The 14,683-nt window shown below is 59.0% G+C and carries 14 protein-coding genes; 5 read left to right on the top strand and 9 right to left on the bottom strand.

The annotated features are described in order from the left end of the window. Positions 1–22: 22 nt before the first annotated feature. Positions 23–1,360, bottom strand: coding sequence for an FAD-dependent oxidoreductase (locus AC0L4F_RS15130; protein ID WP_244689688.1), 1,338 nt, complete (start codon positions 1,358–1,360; stop codon positions 23–25). 111 nt (positions 1,361–1,471) lie between these two features. Here AC0L4F_RS15130 and AC0L4F_RS15135 point away from each other — a divergent pair, with 111 nt between their 5' ends. After that, positions 1,472–2,149, top strand: coding sequence for a GntR family transcriptional regulator (locus AC0L4F_RS15135; protein WP_244689690.1), 678 nt, complete (start codon positions 1,472–1,474; stop codon positions 2,147–2,149). A gap of 64 nt (positions 2,150–2,213) precedes the next feature. Here the strand turns inward: AC0L4F_RS15135 and AC0L4F_RS15140 are convergent, their stop codons facing one another. The 5 genes from AC0L4F_RS15140 to AC0L4F_RS15160 all read right to left on the bottom strand — a co-directional run bounded on the left by AC0L4F_RS15140 (position 2,214) and on the right by AC0L4F_RS15160 (position 7,820). After that, positions 2,214–3,194 carry a D-2-hydroxyacid dehydrogenase family protein gene (locus AC0L4F_RS15140; RefSeq protein ID WP_244689692.1) on the bottom strand — a complete coding sequence of 327 codons (981 nt, stop codon included), beginning with the start codon at positions 3,192–3,194 and terminating at the stop codon, positions 2,214–2,216. Beyond that, the gene (locus AC0L4F_RS15145) at positions 3,191–3,430 is read right to left on the bottom strand and encodes a hypothetical protein (RefSeq protein ID WP_244689694.1); all 240 of its coding nucleotides are present in this window, start codon (positions 3,428–3,430) and stop codon (positions 3,191–3,193) included. The genes AC0L4F_RS15140 and AC0L4F_RS15145 overlap by 4 nt, the downstream gene beginning before the upstream one ends. A gap of 64 nt (positions 3,431–3,494) precedes the next feature. After that, on the bottom strand, positions 3,495–4,586 hold the full coding sequence (locus AC0L4F_RS15150) for a 4-oxalomesaconate tautomerase (RefSeq protein ID WP_244689696.1): 1,092 nt from the start codon (positions 4,584–4,586) through the stop codon (positions 3,495–3,497). Between the two features lie 11 nt (positions 4,587–4,597). Further along, positions 4,598–6,628 (bottom strand): tripartite tricarboxylate transporter permease, encoded by a 2,031-nt coding sequence (locus AC0L4F_RS15155; RefSeq protein ID WP_244689698.1) that lies wholly within the window; start codon positions 6,626–6,628, stop codon positions 4,598–4,600. Positions 6,629–6,710: 82 nt separating this feature from the next. Further along, positions 6,711–7,820 (bottom strand): type 2 periplasmic-binding domain-containing protein, encoded by a 1,110-nt coding sequence (locus AC0L4F_RS15160; RefSeq protein ID WP_244689700.1) that lies wholly within the window; start codon positions 7,818–7,820, stop codon positions 6,711–6,713. 140 nt (positions 7,821–7,960) lie between these two features. Here AC0L4F_RS15160 and AC0L4F_RS15165 point away from each other — a divergent pair, with 140 nt between their 5' ends. The 3 genes from AC0L4F_RS15165 (at position 7,961) to AC0L4F_RS15175 (ending at position 10,780) form a co-directional block, all read left to right on the top strand. Next, on the top strand, positions 7,961–8,635 hold the full coding sequence (locus tag AC0L4F_RS15165) for a response regulator transcription factor (protein ID WP_244689703.1): 675 nt from the start codon (positions 7,961–7,963) through the stop codon (positions 8,633–8,635). Continuing rightward, positions 8,632–10,017 carry a sensor histidine kinase gene (locus AC0L4F_RS15170; protein WP_244689705.1) on the top strand — a complete coding sequence of 462 codons (1,386 nt, stop codon included), beginning with the start codon at positions 8,632–8,634 and terminating at the stop codon, positions 10,015–10,017. Before AC0L4F_RS15165 ends, AC0L4F_RS15170 begins: the two co-directional genes overlap by 4 nt. A 109-nt stretch (positions 10,018–10,126) precedes the next feature. After that, positions 10,127–10,780, top strand: coding sequence for a GntR family transcriptional regulator (locus AC0L4F_RS15175; protein WP_244689707.1), 654 nt, complete (start codon positions 10,127–10,129; stop codon positions 10,778–10,780). Between the two features lie 176 nt (positions 10,781–10,956). On the opposite strand, the gene AC0L4F_RS15180 is transcribed toward AC0L4F_RS15175, so the two are convergent. From AC0L4F_RS15180 to AC0L4F_RS15190, 3 genes are all read right to left on the bottom strand, one after another. Next, positions 10,957–11,925: a D-2-hydroxyacid dehydrogenase gene (locus AC0L4F_RS15180; RefSeq protein WP_244689709.1), complete on the bottom strand. Its 969-nt coding sequence runs from the start codon at positions 11,923–11,925 to the stop codon at positions 10,957–10,959. 36 nt (positions 11,926–11,961) lie between these two features. After that, on the bottom strand, positions 11,962–12,621 hold the full coding sequence (locus AC0L4F_RS15185) for a GntR family transcriptional regulator (RefSeq protein ID WP_244689711.1): 660 nt from the start codon (positions 12,619–12,621) through the stop codon (positions 11,962–11,964). 65 nt (positions 12,622–12,686) lie between these two features. After that, positions 12,687–13,895, bottom strand: coding sequence for a mandelate racemase/muconate lactonizing enzyme family protein (locus AC0L4F_RS15190; protein ID WP_244689713.1), 1,209 nt, complete (start codon positions 13,893–13,895; stop codon positions 12,687–12,689). A gap of 283 nt (positions 13,896–14,178) precedes the next feature. Between AC0L4F_RS15190 and AC0L4F_RS15195 the strand changes: the two genes are divergently transcribed. Continuing rightward, positions 14,179–14,683 (top strand): ABC transporter substrate-binding protein (locus tag AC0L4F_RS15195; protein WP_244689715.1); only part of this gene is annotated, 505 nt, incomplete at its 3' end.

The following is a 14,683-nucleotide window of genomic DNA, read 5'->3' on the forward strand; positions in this document are numbered from 1 at the left end:
GCGGTCCTTTCAATTCTTTTGGTCAGTCCAGTTGGGCGCCGTCGCGGTTCAGAAGGATGCGCAGATCGGCCCCGTCGATGTCGCGCGGGGCGACACCATCCCGGACGGCGATTGTTGCGGCATGTCCGATGGCGTGGCCGTAGCCAAAACACTGTGCCGTCACCCGCGCCGAAGCCACGGCCTCATGCTCTGCTGAAAGACAGCGGCCGACCGCCAACAGGCCCTCGCCACGCTGGGGCACGAAACAGGAATAGGGCACTTCATAGACATCGTTGAGCAACCATTCGACACGTGGGCGTGCGCCGGCATGCAGCTCGATAGGCCAGGGAGAACGGGCGATGCCGCCGGCAAATTTGGCGCCAGACACCACATCGGCATTGCTCAGCCGCGCAACGCCGGTGATCTGGCGGGTCTGGCGCACGCCCACCTGCACCGCCATGTCATTCACGAAGGATTCCGCGCATCCAGCCAATGTGTCCCGGAAGAAACGCGCATATTCGCGGGCCTGCCTGCGGCCCTGGATCTCTGCCTCGGCAAAATCACGCCAGAACAACGGGTTCAGCTCGCGACCGTCTTCGCCCAGAATGCGGGTGCAATTGCACAGCAATTCACCCGGCCGTGTGGTTGTGAACAGCCAGATCTTGGCACGGGGCAGGGCGTAGGTGCCGGCCGCATTGGCCGCAACAATCATGTCCGACACTTCCGGCGGCATGATGGTGTCATCGCCATAGGCCGCGCGAAACTGTGCCACATCGACCCCCATCAGGCGAAAGATCATGGTCGGGTTCTGCACCCGGCCATTGTCACCGACAAAATTCGGCAATCCGGCCATCGCCACAAGATCAGCATCGCCAGAGGCATCTACCGTCAACCGCGCCATCACCCGCAGCGGGCCTTGCTTGGTCCAAAGCTCGACCCCCTCGATCCTGTCGCCTTCGGTCAGGACGCGGGTGGCCACGGCGTGATAGATCACGGTGACCCCCGCCGCTGCGAGCAGATCATCGGCAGTCTCGCGCCAGACAATGGGATCGTGCACCCGGGTAAAGGTCTTGCCATAGCGCACAGGCCGGTCCAGCCCGCCGCGCGCCTCAAGCGCTTTTACAAATTCATCGGCAAAGCCAAAGACCGATTGCACCGGGCCGTTGGGGTGCGTCTCTGACGCCTCGTACAGGCCGCAGATCGTGCCGGAATGTCCCGCCACCGCGCCACCGCCGCAAAAGCCGTGACGCTCAATGACAACCACGCGCAATCCGTTGCGCGCCGCGGTGATCGCGGTGGCCACACCGGCGGCACCGCCGCCCACAATCACCAGATCAGTATCAAGCCTGTCCACATCGCGGACATCTGTTGGTTGGGTCAAAACCGTCTCCTCCCTGAATTCGGTACTGACATATCAGTTGTTGATCAGATGTCTAGTTCTTGCTTATCAGCGAGTCAAGACTTATGATGGCGGGAAACCGAAGGGGCCGTCATGAACGCCAGCACTGAAAACCCGAAGGCCGAGATTTCGACCGCTGAGCAGGCGTATTCCGAGATCCAGCGCCGGATCGTCACCGGCGAAATCGAAGCCTATGCGCTATTGTCGGAAAACGATCTGGCCCGTCGGATCGGCTGTGGGCGCACGCCGGTGCGCGAGGCGCTGCAGCGCCTGAAATTCGAGGGTTTTGTTGATGTGCTGCCGCGACGCGGGATCATGGTCACGCCGGTGGACGTGAACCGGCAATTGGAATTGCTGGAAACGCGGCGGCCGCTGGAAGAGATGATGGTGTCCCTTGCCGCGACACGCGCCGATGAATCCCAGCGCGCGGAAATGTTGCGTCTGGCGGATGATCTGGAGGCGGCCATCGCCGAGAAGGACCGGGGCCGCTATCTGGAAATCAACAGCGACATCCACCGGATCGAGGCGGCGGCGGCGGGCAACCGGTATCTGGCCGCCCATATCCAGATGGTGCACGGGTTGTCGCGCCGGTTTTGGTATTCCTTCATCACCGAAACCGACCGCTTTTCAAAAGCGGCGGTGCATCACGCCCGGGTGCTGCGGGCGATTTCAAACGGCGAACCCGAAATGGCGGTGCAAGAGGCGCGGGCCTTGCTGGATTTGCTTGAAGAAGTATCCAAGCTTGCCATTCTGGGCCGATTGAATAAATGAATTTCGCCCACCTGCGCCCGAACACTGCACAGGCTTCAATGTCAGAGCCTCCGGTCAGGCCCGATTAATCCTGCGTCTGGTCGCGGACGCCCGGGTTGATCATATGGATCGGCTCGCCATTGGCGTAGGCATTGATTTGATCAAAGATGTCGGCAAACTGAAGGTCAAATTCGTCTTTGGTGACATAACCGATATGGGGGGTGGCGATCACGTTGGGATGGGTCAGCAAGATGTTGTTCTTGTCGGTCATTGGCTCTTGATCAAACACATCCACCGCCGCATGAATCCGCCCCTTTGACAGCTCTTCCTCCAGCGTGCCGGGGGCCAACAGACCAGAGCGCGAGGTATTCACCAGCAAGGCGCGCGGCGACATCGCGGCCAGATCTTCTGCGGTGACGATGCCCTTGGTCGCGGGTTTCAGCCGCAAATGCAGGCTGACGATGTCGGATGTGGCAAAGAACGCCTTGCGCGTTGGGGCCAGGGTTTCGCCATCGGCCAACGCCCGGGCGCGACCGGCCTCGGACGCCCACCATTGCACCTTCATTCCCAATGCGCGGGCATATTCGGCCACCGCACGGCCAATCCGCCCATACCCATAAAGCCCAAGCGTCCGGCCCCGCAGGGTCCGCCCAACCCCCGATTGCCATTCGCCCGCCTTGAGCGACGCAGATTGTTGCGGGATCTGGCGATAGCTGGCCAGGATCAAGGCCAGCGTATGTTCCGCCGCCGCATAAGACGGGGTGCCACTGTGCATGTTTGAACAAAGCAGCACGCCATTTGCCGTGCAGGCGTCAACATCCACATGCGGATAGACACTGCGTTGCGAGATCAGTTTCAGCTTTGGCAAACGGCCCAGAAGATCAGCGCCAATTCTGGTCCGTTCGCGGAACAGCACCAGCGCCTCTGCCTCCTGCACCCGATTGGCCAGCGCCACAGGGTCGGGTTGATGATCGGTCCAGATGGTCACGTCATGATCGGCCAGCCGGTCGAAACAGGGCAGCGTTTTCAGCGTGTCGAACCAATCGTCGAGAATGTGAACTTTCATCGGCTTTCAACCATGTTGTGTGATGTCGGGGAACGCGGTGTCGGCACAAAGATCACCCGGTCCAACGATTGCAGCGCCTGTTGCACATTCCCGCGTTTGGCCAAGAGATGATTGAACTGTGCGTCGCATCCCGAAATCGGCGTCGGATAATGCGCGATTTCAGCATTCAGGCGCTGACGCGCCGTTGCCAATTCCGACCGCGCGATGATCAGACATTCCTCATAGCCTTCCGACATGTTTCGCCCCCTGCTGTGCTATCCCCGCTGTGTGTATGCCATAGTATACCGTATTCGCGACAGGTCAATTCCTTTCCCAGACCGAAGCCGGGACAAAGGTTTCGCCCGCCGCAAGTTTCCGGGCCGTGCGCACCAGACCGGCGGAATTGATCGCAAACCCGTCGTTGCTGTCGCTAAAGTCGACCAGCACATCAATCAGACCCGAGGCATGTTCCAGCGTGATCCTGGCGGGTGACCCGTTTGGCCTGGCCGCCAGCCCATCAGCGACGGTGCCGGGGGTCAAAACACAGGAGGCAAGGCATTGCGCGCCGGTCACCGCCATGGTCGGATGGCATTTCCACGGCATGAAATACCGTGTCGCGATGGTCCCGCCCTGATTGGCCGGGGCCAGCAACCCGAATTTCGGGGTCACGGATTTGGACACATCGCCCATACCCATTTTTGCCCCGGCCAAACGGCGAATGGCCTCCATCCTTGCATAAAAATCGGCATTTTCGTCCAGTTCGGCCGCACTTTCATAGCCGGTCAAGCCAAAGCTTTCGGCCGTGGCGATCACCATCGGCATTGCCACATCCATGCAGGTGACATCGACGCCATCAAGGGTGTCGATCAGATTGCCGGTGGGCAGGAACGCCCCTGTAATGCCGCCAACCGTTTCCATGAATTGCAGGGCCACCGGGGCAGAGGTGCCCGGCACGCCGTCGATCCGGGCCGGGCCATCATAGCTGACGATGCCGCCGGGGGTCTGGACCACGGCGGTGGCCTTGGCGCCGGTATTGACCGCGTGAATGTTCACAATGGTTTCGCCGTCCTGCGCCGCGACCAGGCCCATTTCAATGGCGGCAGGGCCAACGCCCGACATGATATTGCCGCAGGTGGGTTTGAAATCGACAAGCTGGTCCTCGACGCCGACCTGCGCAAAGAAATAATCGACATCGGCCCAATTGTCATTTGCCCGCGACAGCATTGCGACCTTGGTCGTGACCGCTGCGCCGCCGCCAAGGCCGTTGATGTTCAACGGATGCCCCGACCCGATCATCGCAACCAGAACCTTGGCCAGTTGATCCAGATCTTCGGGCAGGTCGGCACGGTTCAGATAGGGCCCGCGCGATGTCCCGCCACGCATGAACAGAAAGGGGATTGCTGTTTGTTTCATGTGATGCCCCCTCAGCCCAGCGGCCATGGCAGGGTGACATAGTCCTGCAAAAGCCCCGGTGGGAAATCACGGTTCAACAGCCACGCCATGCCACACATGAAGGCAATGCCCGCCGCCGTATAGACCGTCGCAAAAGTGGTGCTGACGCTGGCGCGATACCGCATGAAGGCAAACAGGAACAGGCCAAGCGCAAGGATGAAGCCCAAGAGCGCAGTCAGGATCAGCAGCCCCGCGAACCACGCCAGAGTCGGCCAAAGCCCATGCGCCGCACTGGCTTCTTCGCCGTTCAATTCGCGGTCGGCAAAGACCGTGTCGCTTTCCGGTTTCAACATCATGCGGATGATCAGGATGGCACAGCCCACAAGGCTCACACCGCCGACAAACATCGGAAAGACCCGGTCGCGGCTGTAGCTGGGGATCGAGGCCGCATCATAAAACGCATAGGCGATATAGGCCGTGACAGCCAAAAGCATGACCATCGGTGCGCGCTTGTTCGAGCCGGATTGCACATCACCTTCGGCCAGGATGGTCTTGGCCTGCCGCAGGCCAAGCACCACGGAAAAGACCGTGATCACCACAAGGACAATGACAATGGGCGAGAAGATGTAATCAAGCCCCTCACCAAAGCTTTTGCGGAACTGGCTCTGGGCGATTTGCACCGCTTGATTGGCATAGGTTTCCGCCGGCGTCGACAGCACGAAACCGATCAGGAACGCCGGGCGCGACCAATCAAATCGGCGCAGCATGAGCCCCAGGAACCCGATGCCCAACAACGCCACCAGATCCATCAGGTTCTGACCTGATTGAAAGGCTGCAAAGCTGATGATCATGAACAGGAATGGCGCGAGCAGGGCAAAGCGGATGGTTGTCAGCTTGGCAATACCACCAGAGGCGGCGATACAGATCACCGTGCCGACCACATTGGCCAATGCCAGCAACCAGACGATGGAATAGGTGATGTCGAGATTGTTTTTCAGCATCGCCGGGCCGACTTCGATCTGACCTGATCCAAGCAGGGCAATTGCGCCGATAAAGATCGCCATCGAGCCAGAACCGGGAATGCCAAACAGCAATGTAGGCACCAGACCGCCGCCCTCTTTGGCATTGTTGGACGACTCCGGCCCGATCACGCCGCGCACTTCGCCTTTGCCGAACTGCGATTTGTCCTTGGTGGTCTGCACCGCATGGCCATAGGCGATCCAATCCACAACCGACCCGCCAAGACCGGGGATCACCCCGACAATCACCCCGATGATCGAACAGCGCACCGACAGCCAGATATTGGCAAACCAATCCCGCACGCCGTCAATCCAGCCGCCGCCGATCTGCGGTTCTTGCGAAATTGCGCGGTCCTGACGCAGCAGTGATATGATTTCCGGGATGGCAAAGATGCCAAGACCGACAATCACCAGCTTCAGCCCGTCGGTCATATAAGGGTAATCATAAGACGCCATGCGCAAATCACCCGAAGACGCGCCTTCGCCGATGGTGCCGACCAACATGCCAAGACCGGCCGCGACAATGCCCTTGATCGCAACACGCCCGGCAAGGATGCCAACCATCGACAGGCCAAAGATGGTGATCATCAAAAGCTCTGGCGTGCGGAATTCCAACACGATGGGCCGCGCAATCAGGATAAAGACCGTGAGGAAGGCCGCCCCAACCAAACCGCCAAACAGAGACGAGGCAAAGGCCGCCGACAATGCCCGCGCGGCCTGGCCACGTTTGGCCATGGGAAAGCCGTCAAGAACGGTTGCCTGACTGGCGGACGATCCGGGAATGCCCATCAAAACCGATGCAAAGGTGTCCGATGTCGGCACGACGGCAACCATGCCCACCATCAGCGCCAGCCCAAGGATCGGGTCCATTCCGAACATGAACGGCAACAGCAGCGACAGCCCGGCAATGCCGCCAAGGCCGGGAAAGACCCCGATGCACAGTCCCATGACAACGCCAAGTATCAAATACCCCAAGACAATTGGCTGTAATATAAGACCCCACGCGCTGCCCAACGCTGGCAGCGCCTCCATGATGACGTCCATGCTCTCGCTCCCGAATTTTTTGGAAATATCCGTGCTTTTGAAAACGCCCCGCCGCGCGGGCAGGGCGTTCAAAAAGCAAGGATCAGTTGTTCAGCGAAACGCCGTACTTTTCTTGCAGCCAGTTCACGATGAACGCCTTGGCTTCGGGCGACACCTTGGTGGCGCTTGCCAATGCGGCATTCGCGGCCGCGCCGGTCATCTGGGGGTATACGCCCAGTCGCGCTGCGGAAATCTCGGCGAAATCAGGGCGGGCTTTTACGGCTTCGAATGCGGCTGTATAGGTCGCAATCGCATCATCGGACGCCCCGTTTGGCAGAAAGACCATCTTTTGCGCCGGGAAGCCCGCGATAAAGAAGGCTTTCCATGCGTCCCAGGCCTCGCCAGAGGTGGCGCAGCCCTCGGTTGCTTCGCACAGCTCCTTGAAGGTCGGGATATCGGGGAATGTGGGGTCGCGCACGATGTTGCCATCGTCATCCAAAGCGCCCCATGTCATCATGGGTACGGCTGTTCCTGCCTCGACCAATGGGGTCACGCCCGACAGATACGACGACGAGGTTTGATAATCGATATTGGCTTCGCCGCGTTCGAACATCAAACGGCCATCGCCCCGACCCTTGACGCCCATCACGCTTTCGACATTCAGACCCAGCATTTCCCAGGCCAGCGTCGGCACAAGGTCAAGACGCGTGGCGCCCTGATTGCCATAGATGAAATCGACGTCCCGAAGGCCGCTGGCATCCAACCCGTCCATCTTGGCCGCCAGTTCCGGCGGCAGATAGGCAACGCCGCCGGTGCCAGAGGCAAGCACCACATTCCAATCAGCATAGTCAAAGCGCACACGCGGATCGCCAAGCAGGAACGGGAATTGTGTGGACCCGCTGGACCCGAAAATCGTGGTGCCATCCTCAAACTTCTGGCTCTGGAAATAGTTCGCGCCCTTGGTCGAACCGGCGCCGGGCATGAATTTCACGACAACGGTCGGCTCTCCCGGCAGAGCTTCGGACAGCAGCGGCGCATAGAAATTGGCCCATTTGGCAGAGCCGCCGGTTTCCGAAAACGGAATGATCCATTCAACGGTTTTCCCGGTCAGGTCGATGCCATGGCCGCCCGCCTGGGTCTGAACGGCGAATGTTGCTGCGGCAGCGGCAACAAGACCGCTGGCCACGCGACGCGTGGTTTTGAAAATGGACATATATTCCTCCCTTTAGTTCGGCGCTTCATTTTTGAAATCACCGAAAAAATCGAATCGCGTGGGGGTGTCCGCCCCCGGTTGATGAATTGCTTGTGACCTGCCAACCTTGCGCGAAACTTGCACAAGTGAAACAATCTGCCATGCGCATCACATTGGTCGAAGACAATGCCAGCCTCGCCAAGGGCATAAGCTATCGTCTGGAGGACGAGGGCCATGCCGTGGATTGGATCGACGACGGGGCAGAGGCCGAAAGCTATCTGGTGCAGGATGGTGCGGATCTGATCATTCTTGACATCAACCTGCCCGGCATCGACGGTTTGACCCTGCTCAAACAGATGCGAAAACGCGGCGACATGCGCCCGGTGATCCTTTTGACCGCACGGGCAGAGACCGAGCATCGGGTGATCGGGCTGGATGCCGGCGCGGATGATTACCTGATCAAACCGTTCGAAATGGCGGAATTAGAGGCACGGGTGCGGGCGCTTTTGCGGCGGCGCACGATCCCGCAGCAGCAGCTACAGGATGTTGGCGGGTTGAAATATGACCCCGTCACCCGCCAGCTTTTTGACGGCGACACAGAGATCGACCTGCCGCGACGGGAAATGTCGGTGTTTGAATGTCTTTTTGCGGCCAATGGCCGTCTTGTGCCAAAGGGCACGGTGCTGGATCATGCCTATGGTGTTGGGGCGGATGTGGCGGACACGGTGGTCGAAGTCTATGTATCGCGGCTTCGCCGCAGGCTCAGCCCCTTTGGGATTCAGATCAAGGCCCAGCGCGGTCTGGGCTATCAATTGCTGATCGAGAGGGACAGGTGACGTCTTATTCGCTGCGGGGGCGGCTGATTCTGATCATCCTGACGCCGCTGATGGTGATCGCGCTGGTGGCCGGCGTCTGGCAGTTTCGCAATACCACCAGAAGTGCAGAAAGCATCTTTGACCGTGGGCTTTTGTCGGCGGCGCTGGCGATTTCGCGGGACATTGCGGTGTCGGATGGTGACGCGCTCAGCCCCGCGACCCGGCGGTTGATCAATGACACCTCCGGTGGGGTGTTGTTTTATCATGTCTACGCCCCAGACGGGGTATTTGTGACCGGCTATTCCACGCCGCCGGTGCTGCCAAAATCGGCGCCGGAGGACTCGACCGAACCGTTTTATTACAACGCCCGCTACCAGGGCGAGGACGTGCGCGTTCTGCGGTTTCAGGATGGCACAACCGTCAGCGGCATCACCGGTGTCTTCAACATTACCGTGTGGCAAAACGCCGATGTGCGCAGAAATTTTGTCCGCGAGGTGGTGTCGCGGTCGTTTGCGGTGATTGTGCTGCTTGTGGTCTCTGTTGCCTTTGTTGTCTGGTTCGGTGTCGCACGGGGGTTGCGCCCGCTTCTGGATCTTGAACAGGCGATCGCGCTGCGAAGCCCAAGCGAGCTGGACCCCATCATGCGCCCGGTGCCGATCGAGGCGCGCGGTCTTGTGAATACGTTGAATGACCTGTTGGATCGCGTGTCCCGTCGGATCAGCTCCAAGGATGAATTCATTGCAAATGCCGCCCATCAATTGCGAAACCCGGTGGCCGGTGTCATCGCGCTTGCCGAAGCGGTCCAGAATGCGCGCACCCCCGAGGCGGTCAAGGAACGCTGTGGCGCGCTGGTTCAGGCCGCGCGCGAGGCCAGCAATCTCACCAATCAGCTGCTGTCATTTGAGCGTGCCGGTGGATCCGATGACGGCGCGTCGCATGTGCCATTGGATTTCGGGGCGCTGGTCGATCAGGTGGTCCATACGTTTCGCCAGCAAAACATGGATCACCCCATCGACGTTCAGGTTGCCTTGCCCCGGGGGGCGGTGATCATTTCGGGCAATGCGGTGATGTTGCAAGAGGCGATTTTGAACCTCTTGCGCAACGCGGTGGTGCATGGCGGGGCCAACATGCGGCACATCAAGCTCGACCTGAAAACCGACAGGGGCGGGGCCATCTTGTCCATTCAGGATGATGGCATTGGCATTCCAGCCGACAAACATGTCGAGGCGATCAGCCGGTTCAGTCAGGTGAACGATGGGCCGGGCAGCGGGCTTGGGCTTCCGATTGCCGCGCGGGTCATGAAAAATCACGCAGGTTTTCTGGACATCATGGACCCGCCAGAGGGGGCATTGATCGTCGTGACCCTGCCATTGCTGTCCAATGATGCGCTGCCCGACGAATAGGCGCTTTGTCCTTGTGCCAAGGCGCCATTTGCCCGGCAAACCCGCTGCACTGGTTTCCGCCGGAACCTGACGTTATAATAGAGTTTGATCAAAAGAGAATTTGGCTATTATGAAAACTGACGCCGACATTGCGGAAGTCCCGCTTTATGATGCAATCCTCGATGACATCTATGAGGGTCGCCTTATCGGCGGGCAGCGTCTGAAAGTATCGGAATTGGCCGCGCGTTTTGGTGTCAGCACCAGCCCGGTGCGCGAAGTCTTGCGCCGAATGCAGGGCGAAGGATTTGTCGAGATCCACCCCAATCGTGGCGCGATGGTCAAGGCCACCGATGCCGGATCAATTCAGAATATCTTTGAAGTCCTGCAGATGCTGGAACCCTATTTCGTGACCTGGTTCGCAGATTACGCGCCAATGGAATTGCTGGACGAGCTGGAGGATATTCAAGCCAAGATCAAGCAAACCTCGCATTTCGAACAACGGGCTTTCAGAAAACTCGATTTGCAGTTTCACGAGGTGTTCTGCCGCGGGCATTACAATCAGACCGCGGCCGAGATCTGGCGCAACCTCAGAACATCATTGAATGTTCAGGCGGCGCGACTTCGGATTTCGCCCACCCGGTTTGAAACCATCAAAGAAGAACATGATGCCCTCATTGCGGCCTTTCGCGCCAATGATACCGCACGTGCCGATATGATCGTACGCAAACATGTGGACGGGTCGTTTGTGCAAATGTCACAACAAATCCGCGCTTTGGGGATTTAGCACCACACAGGGTGCGGTTGGTGCCCGTAGCGCATCCATATGGCCGAACGGGACGATCAACGCCTCTGGCGGGCGGGTTCGAATATGCGCCGCCTTGCCGGTCCCGCATGGTGCGGGACAGGCTGTTTCATTTCGTGGATTTGGTGCCAGAGACGTCTGATTAATGGGGCCTGCCCCTAGTACCCCGCGCTGAGATCGACAACATTCACCAGGTCCTGCCCGTTGTGCGACCGCATCACATTTTCAATCAGGATTTCCACCCCACGCTCATGCGTGCCGACGCAATGGGCGGCGTCGTGCGGCGTAATGATGGTGTTGGGCAGAGTCCAGAAGGGGCTGTCTTCGGGCAAAGGTTCCTGTGAATGCGCGTCCAGCGCGGCACCGGCCAGCCGGCCCTGGCGAAGCGCGGCGATCAGCGCCTCATCATTGACAATGCCGCCGCGCGACACACAGACATAAAAGGCCGTCGGCTTCATCCAGTTCAGCTGCTCTGCGCCAATCAGGTTGGCGGTGACGGGGGTCAGCGGCAGGGTGTTGACGAGAAAATCAGCCCCCTCAAGGAACCCGCGCAAATCATCCGATCCAATGACACGATCAAAATCCGGCAGATCCTGTGGCCGCCGTTTCAGCGCATGCACCCGCATCCCGAAGGCCCGGGCGCGTTTGGCCAGCTCCCTGGCGGAATTGCCCGCACCCAGAATGGCACAGGTCTTGCCCGCCAATTCAAGGTTGAGATGCTGGGCCCATTTGGCGTTCTGCTGGCTTTGAAAATATGCCGGCAGATTGCGCGCAAGCACCAGCATCGACATCATCGCATGTTCGGCCAGCGGCACGGCGCCGTTGCCCTTGCTACAGGTCAGCCTGAGTTTGCGGGCAAGGAAGGCCGGGTAAAGCTGGTTCTGCGGTCCGGCGGCAAAGGAATGCACCCATTGCAGCCGGTCGCCCGCCCGCGCAAGTGCGGGTTCGGAAATGAACCCGGCGACAGCATCGGCAAAGGCGATCCTTTCACAGAGGTCTGTCTGATTGGTCAGATATTCGACGGTCAGATCGGGCGCCGCCGCCTCTAGCCGTGCCCACCATTGCCGTTCCTGATCCTTGTCGGTCATGACGTCGGACAGCATTGGTTCAACCACTATCAAATGCATTGCATTGTTTCCTTTGTAGGTGCGTTTCTAACCGCGTCAGGTGTCAATCGCGCGGATTTGTCGGGACATTTGGACATATGCCCCATGAAGATGCTGCTGAATCACCTGTTCGGCCCGTGGCGCATTCCGGTCGCGGAAAGCGGCGATCAACATGTCATGTTCTTCGATGATGTTGCGCCGTCGTGACATGCTGATCCGAAGCGGGGCGGAATGCACGGACAAGGCAACGCGCAGCTTTTTCCAGGTTTCGGTCGCAACATCATTGTAGTGATCGGCAAAGACGATGGCATGAAATTGGGTATCCAGCCGGGTAAACCCCAGCGCGTCGTCGGGCGGGGCCGCCTTTATCTGATCCTGAATCGCCTGCATCCGATCAATCGCATCGACGGGGGCGTCTTCGGCGAACCATTTGACTGCATAGGGCTCCAGCAGTTGCAGAACCTCGAATATGTTCTGGACCCGACCGGGATCCGAGGCCTTGACCGTCGCGCCCCGGTTCGGGTTGATTTCGACAAAACCTTCGCCGTGCATCTGGCGCAGCATTTCGCGGACCGGGCTGGCGCTGATGCCGAACCGCGCCGCAAGCTCAGAAACCTTCAACCGCTGCCCCCCAAGAAGCTGTCCTGTGGCGATCTCGTCAAGGACCGTGTCGTAAAGGGTCGCAACCCCGGCATTTGGATCATTGTCAGAGGCCATTTGTCTCCGTCCTGTGTGGGGTCCAAAGCGCGCGGGGCTGCTGCCATCACGTCATGGAGATGAAATCAGAAATTGGTCAGGCTGCCGTCCGCGCGCTGCAACATTGGACATTGCCAAAGTTCGGGCATGTCATCGAGCAACAGGCTTTCGTCGATCTCGATCCCCAGGCCGCAACCTTCGGGCACATCAAAGCTGGTTCCGTTCAAAACCGGTTCGCGCAGATAGGGGGAAGGTGGTTTGTCGCTCGGGTTGTAGCCGTCCGGCAGCAGGGCAAATTCCATCCAGGCCATATTGGAAATCGCGGCGCAGAAATGAATTGTTGCCGCCGCACAGATTGGCCCCATGGGATTATGCGGCATGATGTCGATATAATGGCTCTCGCTCATCGCGGCGATTTTCATCGCTTCGGTCAGGCCGCCGACATTACAGACGTCGACGCGATTGAACTGATGAATGTCGCGTTCAATATAGGGTTGGAACTGCCATTTGCTGGAAAACTCTTCCCCAATGGCAAAGGGGATGTCGGTCATCTGTCGCAGGGCTTCATAGGCCCCCGGCAATTCGTCGCGGATTGGCTCTTCCAGAAAATCCAGCGTTCCAGTGGGCAGTTTATGACAGAATGACGCCGCTTCGGCCACGCTCAGCCGATGGTGCCAGTCAATTCCCAACACCACATCTTCTCCGAGGTCGGCGCGCACGTTGCGGCACAGCTCTGCGGTTCTTGCAATTTCTTCGCGGGGTTCGAAATATTCCAGATTGCTGAAATCGGGAAACAGGCGGATGCAGCGCCATCCATCGCGATAAAAGGCATTGGCCGTTTCGCGCGCAGTGTCAAAATGCATGGACGGAATCGACGCAAAAACCGGAATGCGGTCGCGTTGCCGTCCGCCCAAAAGCTGATGAACCGGCACATTCAGGGCCTTGCCCTTGAGATCATGCAGCGCAATGTCGAGCCCGGATATCGCCGCCTGTAGAACCCGGCCACCTTCATAATACTGGCTGCGATATAGTCTTTGCCAAATCGCGCCGATATCCATGGCATTGCGCCCAACCAACAAGGGCGTGAAATGTTCGATGGCGCCCATCACCGCCTTTTCCCGGCCCGCAAGCCCGCATTCCCCCCAACCGACAAGACCGTTCTCGGTTTCGACCCGCACCAGCAATTGCGGGCGCAGGCCACTGGGCGCAATCCGGGGCAGGACAGAGCGGATCTTGTGACCAGAGGCCGAACTCGTGGCGCCGGCGGAAGTTTTTTCCCGAGAATTCAGAGTCATATACAGCTTTTCCTTGTTCTGTGTCCTGTCGTATCGCGACGACAATTTCGCTTTCTTCGTCGACGCTATCACAAAAATAATCGACGATCTAAGAAAATAGTCGACGATTTGGAAAAAACTGTGTTACAAAGTTAGCGCACAAGACGACAAATCATGTGCCGATACGTCCGAACAGGACGCCGAATAAGCCCGGGAGGAGGGCTTGGTCGCGTCAATATTGGGGTCCGGCCAATCAGCCCGGATTGCAAAAAAGGCGCGAGAAACAGGAGAGGAGTTTTTCGACATGAAGATTAAGTCATTGGCCCGCGGATCGCTGGCCACAGGATTTGTCATGGCGGCTTTGCTATCAAATGCGGCCATCGCCCAGACAGAAAGCGGCATGGCAGAGCAATATGCCACGCCCGAGTTTTTCTCTGAAAGCACCGGCATGTCGGTGACGGGCTATAACGAGGCGCCCGAGCTTGCCGAAATGGTTGCGGCGGGCAAATTGCCACCGCTGGCCGAACGTCTGCCCAAGAATCCGGCGGTGATCGTACCGGCCGATTCGATCGGGAAATACGGCGGCGCGATGGTGTCGCCTGCGACGGTGCCGAACTCACGCGGGTGGGACACGCTGTTGATGCGGCTTGAAACGCTGTTCAAGTTCGACACCGATCTACGGACTGTTGTGCCCAATGTGGCGGAATCCTTTTCGCTCAGCGACGATGGCAAGGTTCTGACGATCACGCTGCGCGAAGGCATGAAATGGTCGGATGGCGCGCCGCTGACGGTTGATGATGTCGAATATT

This window comes from Marinovum sp. J2-8, from assembly GCF_055808435.1.

Excerpts from the sequence above, each read along its gene's own strand:
- AC0L4F_RS15160 (WP_244689700.1), bottom strand. The coding sequence starts at position 7,820 with ATGTCCATTTTCAAAACCACGCGTCGCGTGGCCAGCGGTCTTGTTGCC.
- AC0L4F_RS15140 (WP_244689692.1), bottom strand. The coding sequence starts at position 3,194 with ATGAAAGTTCACATTCTCGACGATTGGTTCGACACGCTGAAAACGCTG.
- AC0L4F_RS15190 (WP_244689713.1), bottom strand. The coding sequence starts at position 13,895 with ATGACTCTGAATTCTCGGGAAAAAACTTCCGCCGGCGCCACGAGTTCG.
- AC0L4F_RS15165 (WP_244689703.1), top strand. The coding sequence starts at position 7,961 with ATGCGCATCACATTGGTCGAAGACAATGCCAGCCTCGCCAAGGGCATA.
- AC0L4F_RS15185 (WP_244689711.1), bottom strand. The coding sequence starts at position 12,621 with ATGGCCTCTGACAATGATCCAAATGCCGGGGTTGCGACCCTTTACGAC.
- AC0L4F_RS15135 (WP_244689690.1), top strand. The coding sequence starts at position 1,472 with ATGAACGCCAGCACTGAAAACCCGAAGGCCGAGATTTCGACCGCTGAG.
- AC0L4F_RS15155 (WP_244689698.1), bottom strand. The coding sequence starts at position 6,628 with ATGGACGTCATCATGGAGGCGCTGCCAGCGTTGGGCAGCGCGTGGGGT.
- AC0L4F_RS15150 (WP_244689696.1), bottom strand. The coding sequence starts at position 4,586 with ATGAAACAAACAGCAATCCCCTTTCTGTTCATGCGTGGCGGGACATCG.
- AC0L4F_RS15175 (WP_244689707.1), top strand. The coding sequence starts at position 10,127 with ATGAAAACTGACGCCGACATTGCGGAAGTCCCGCTTTATGATGCAATC.
- AC0L4F_RS15145 (WP_244689694.1), bottom strand. The coding sequence starts at position 3,430 with ATGTCGGAAGGCTATGAGGAATGTCTGATCATCGCGCGGTCGGAATTG.
- AC0L4F_RS15180 (WP_244689709.1), bottom strand. The coding sequence starts at position 11,925 with ATGCATTTGATAGTGGTTGAACCAATGCTGTCCGACGTCATGACCGAC.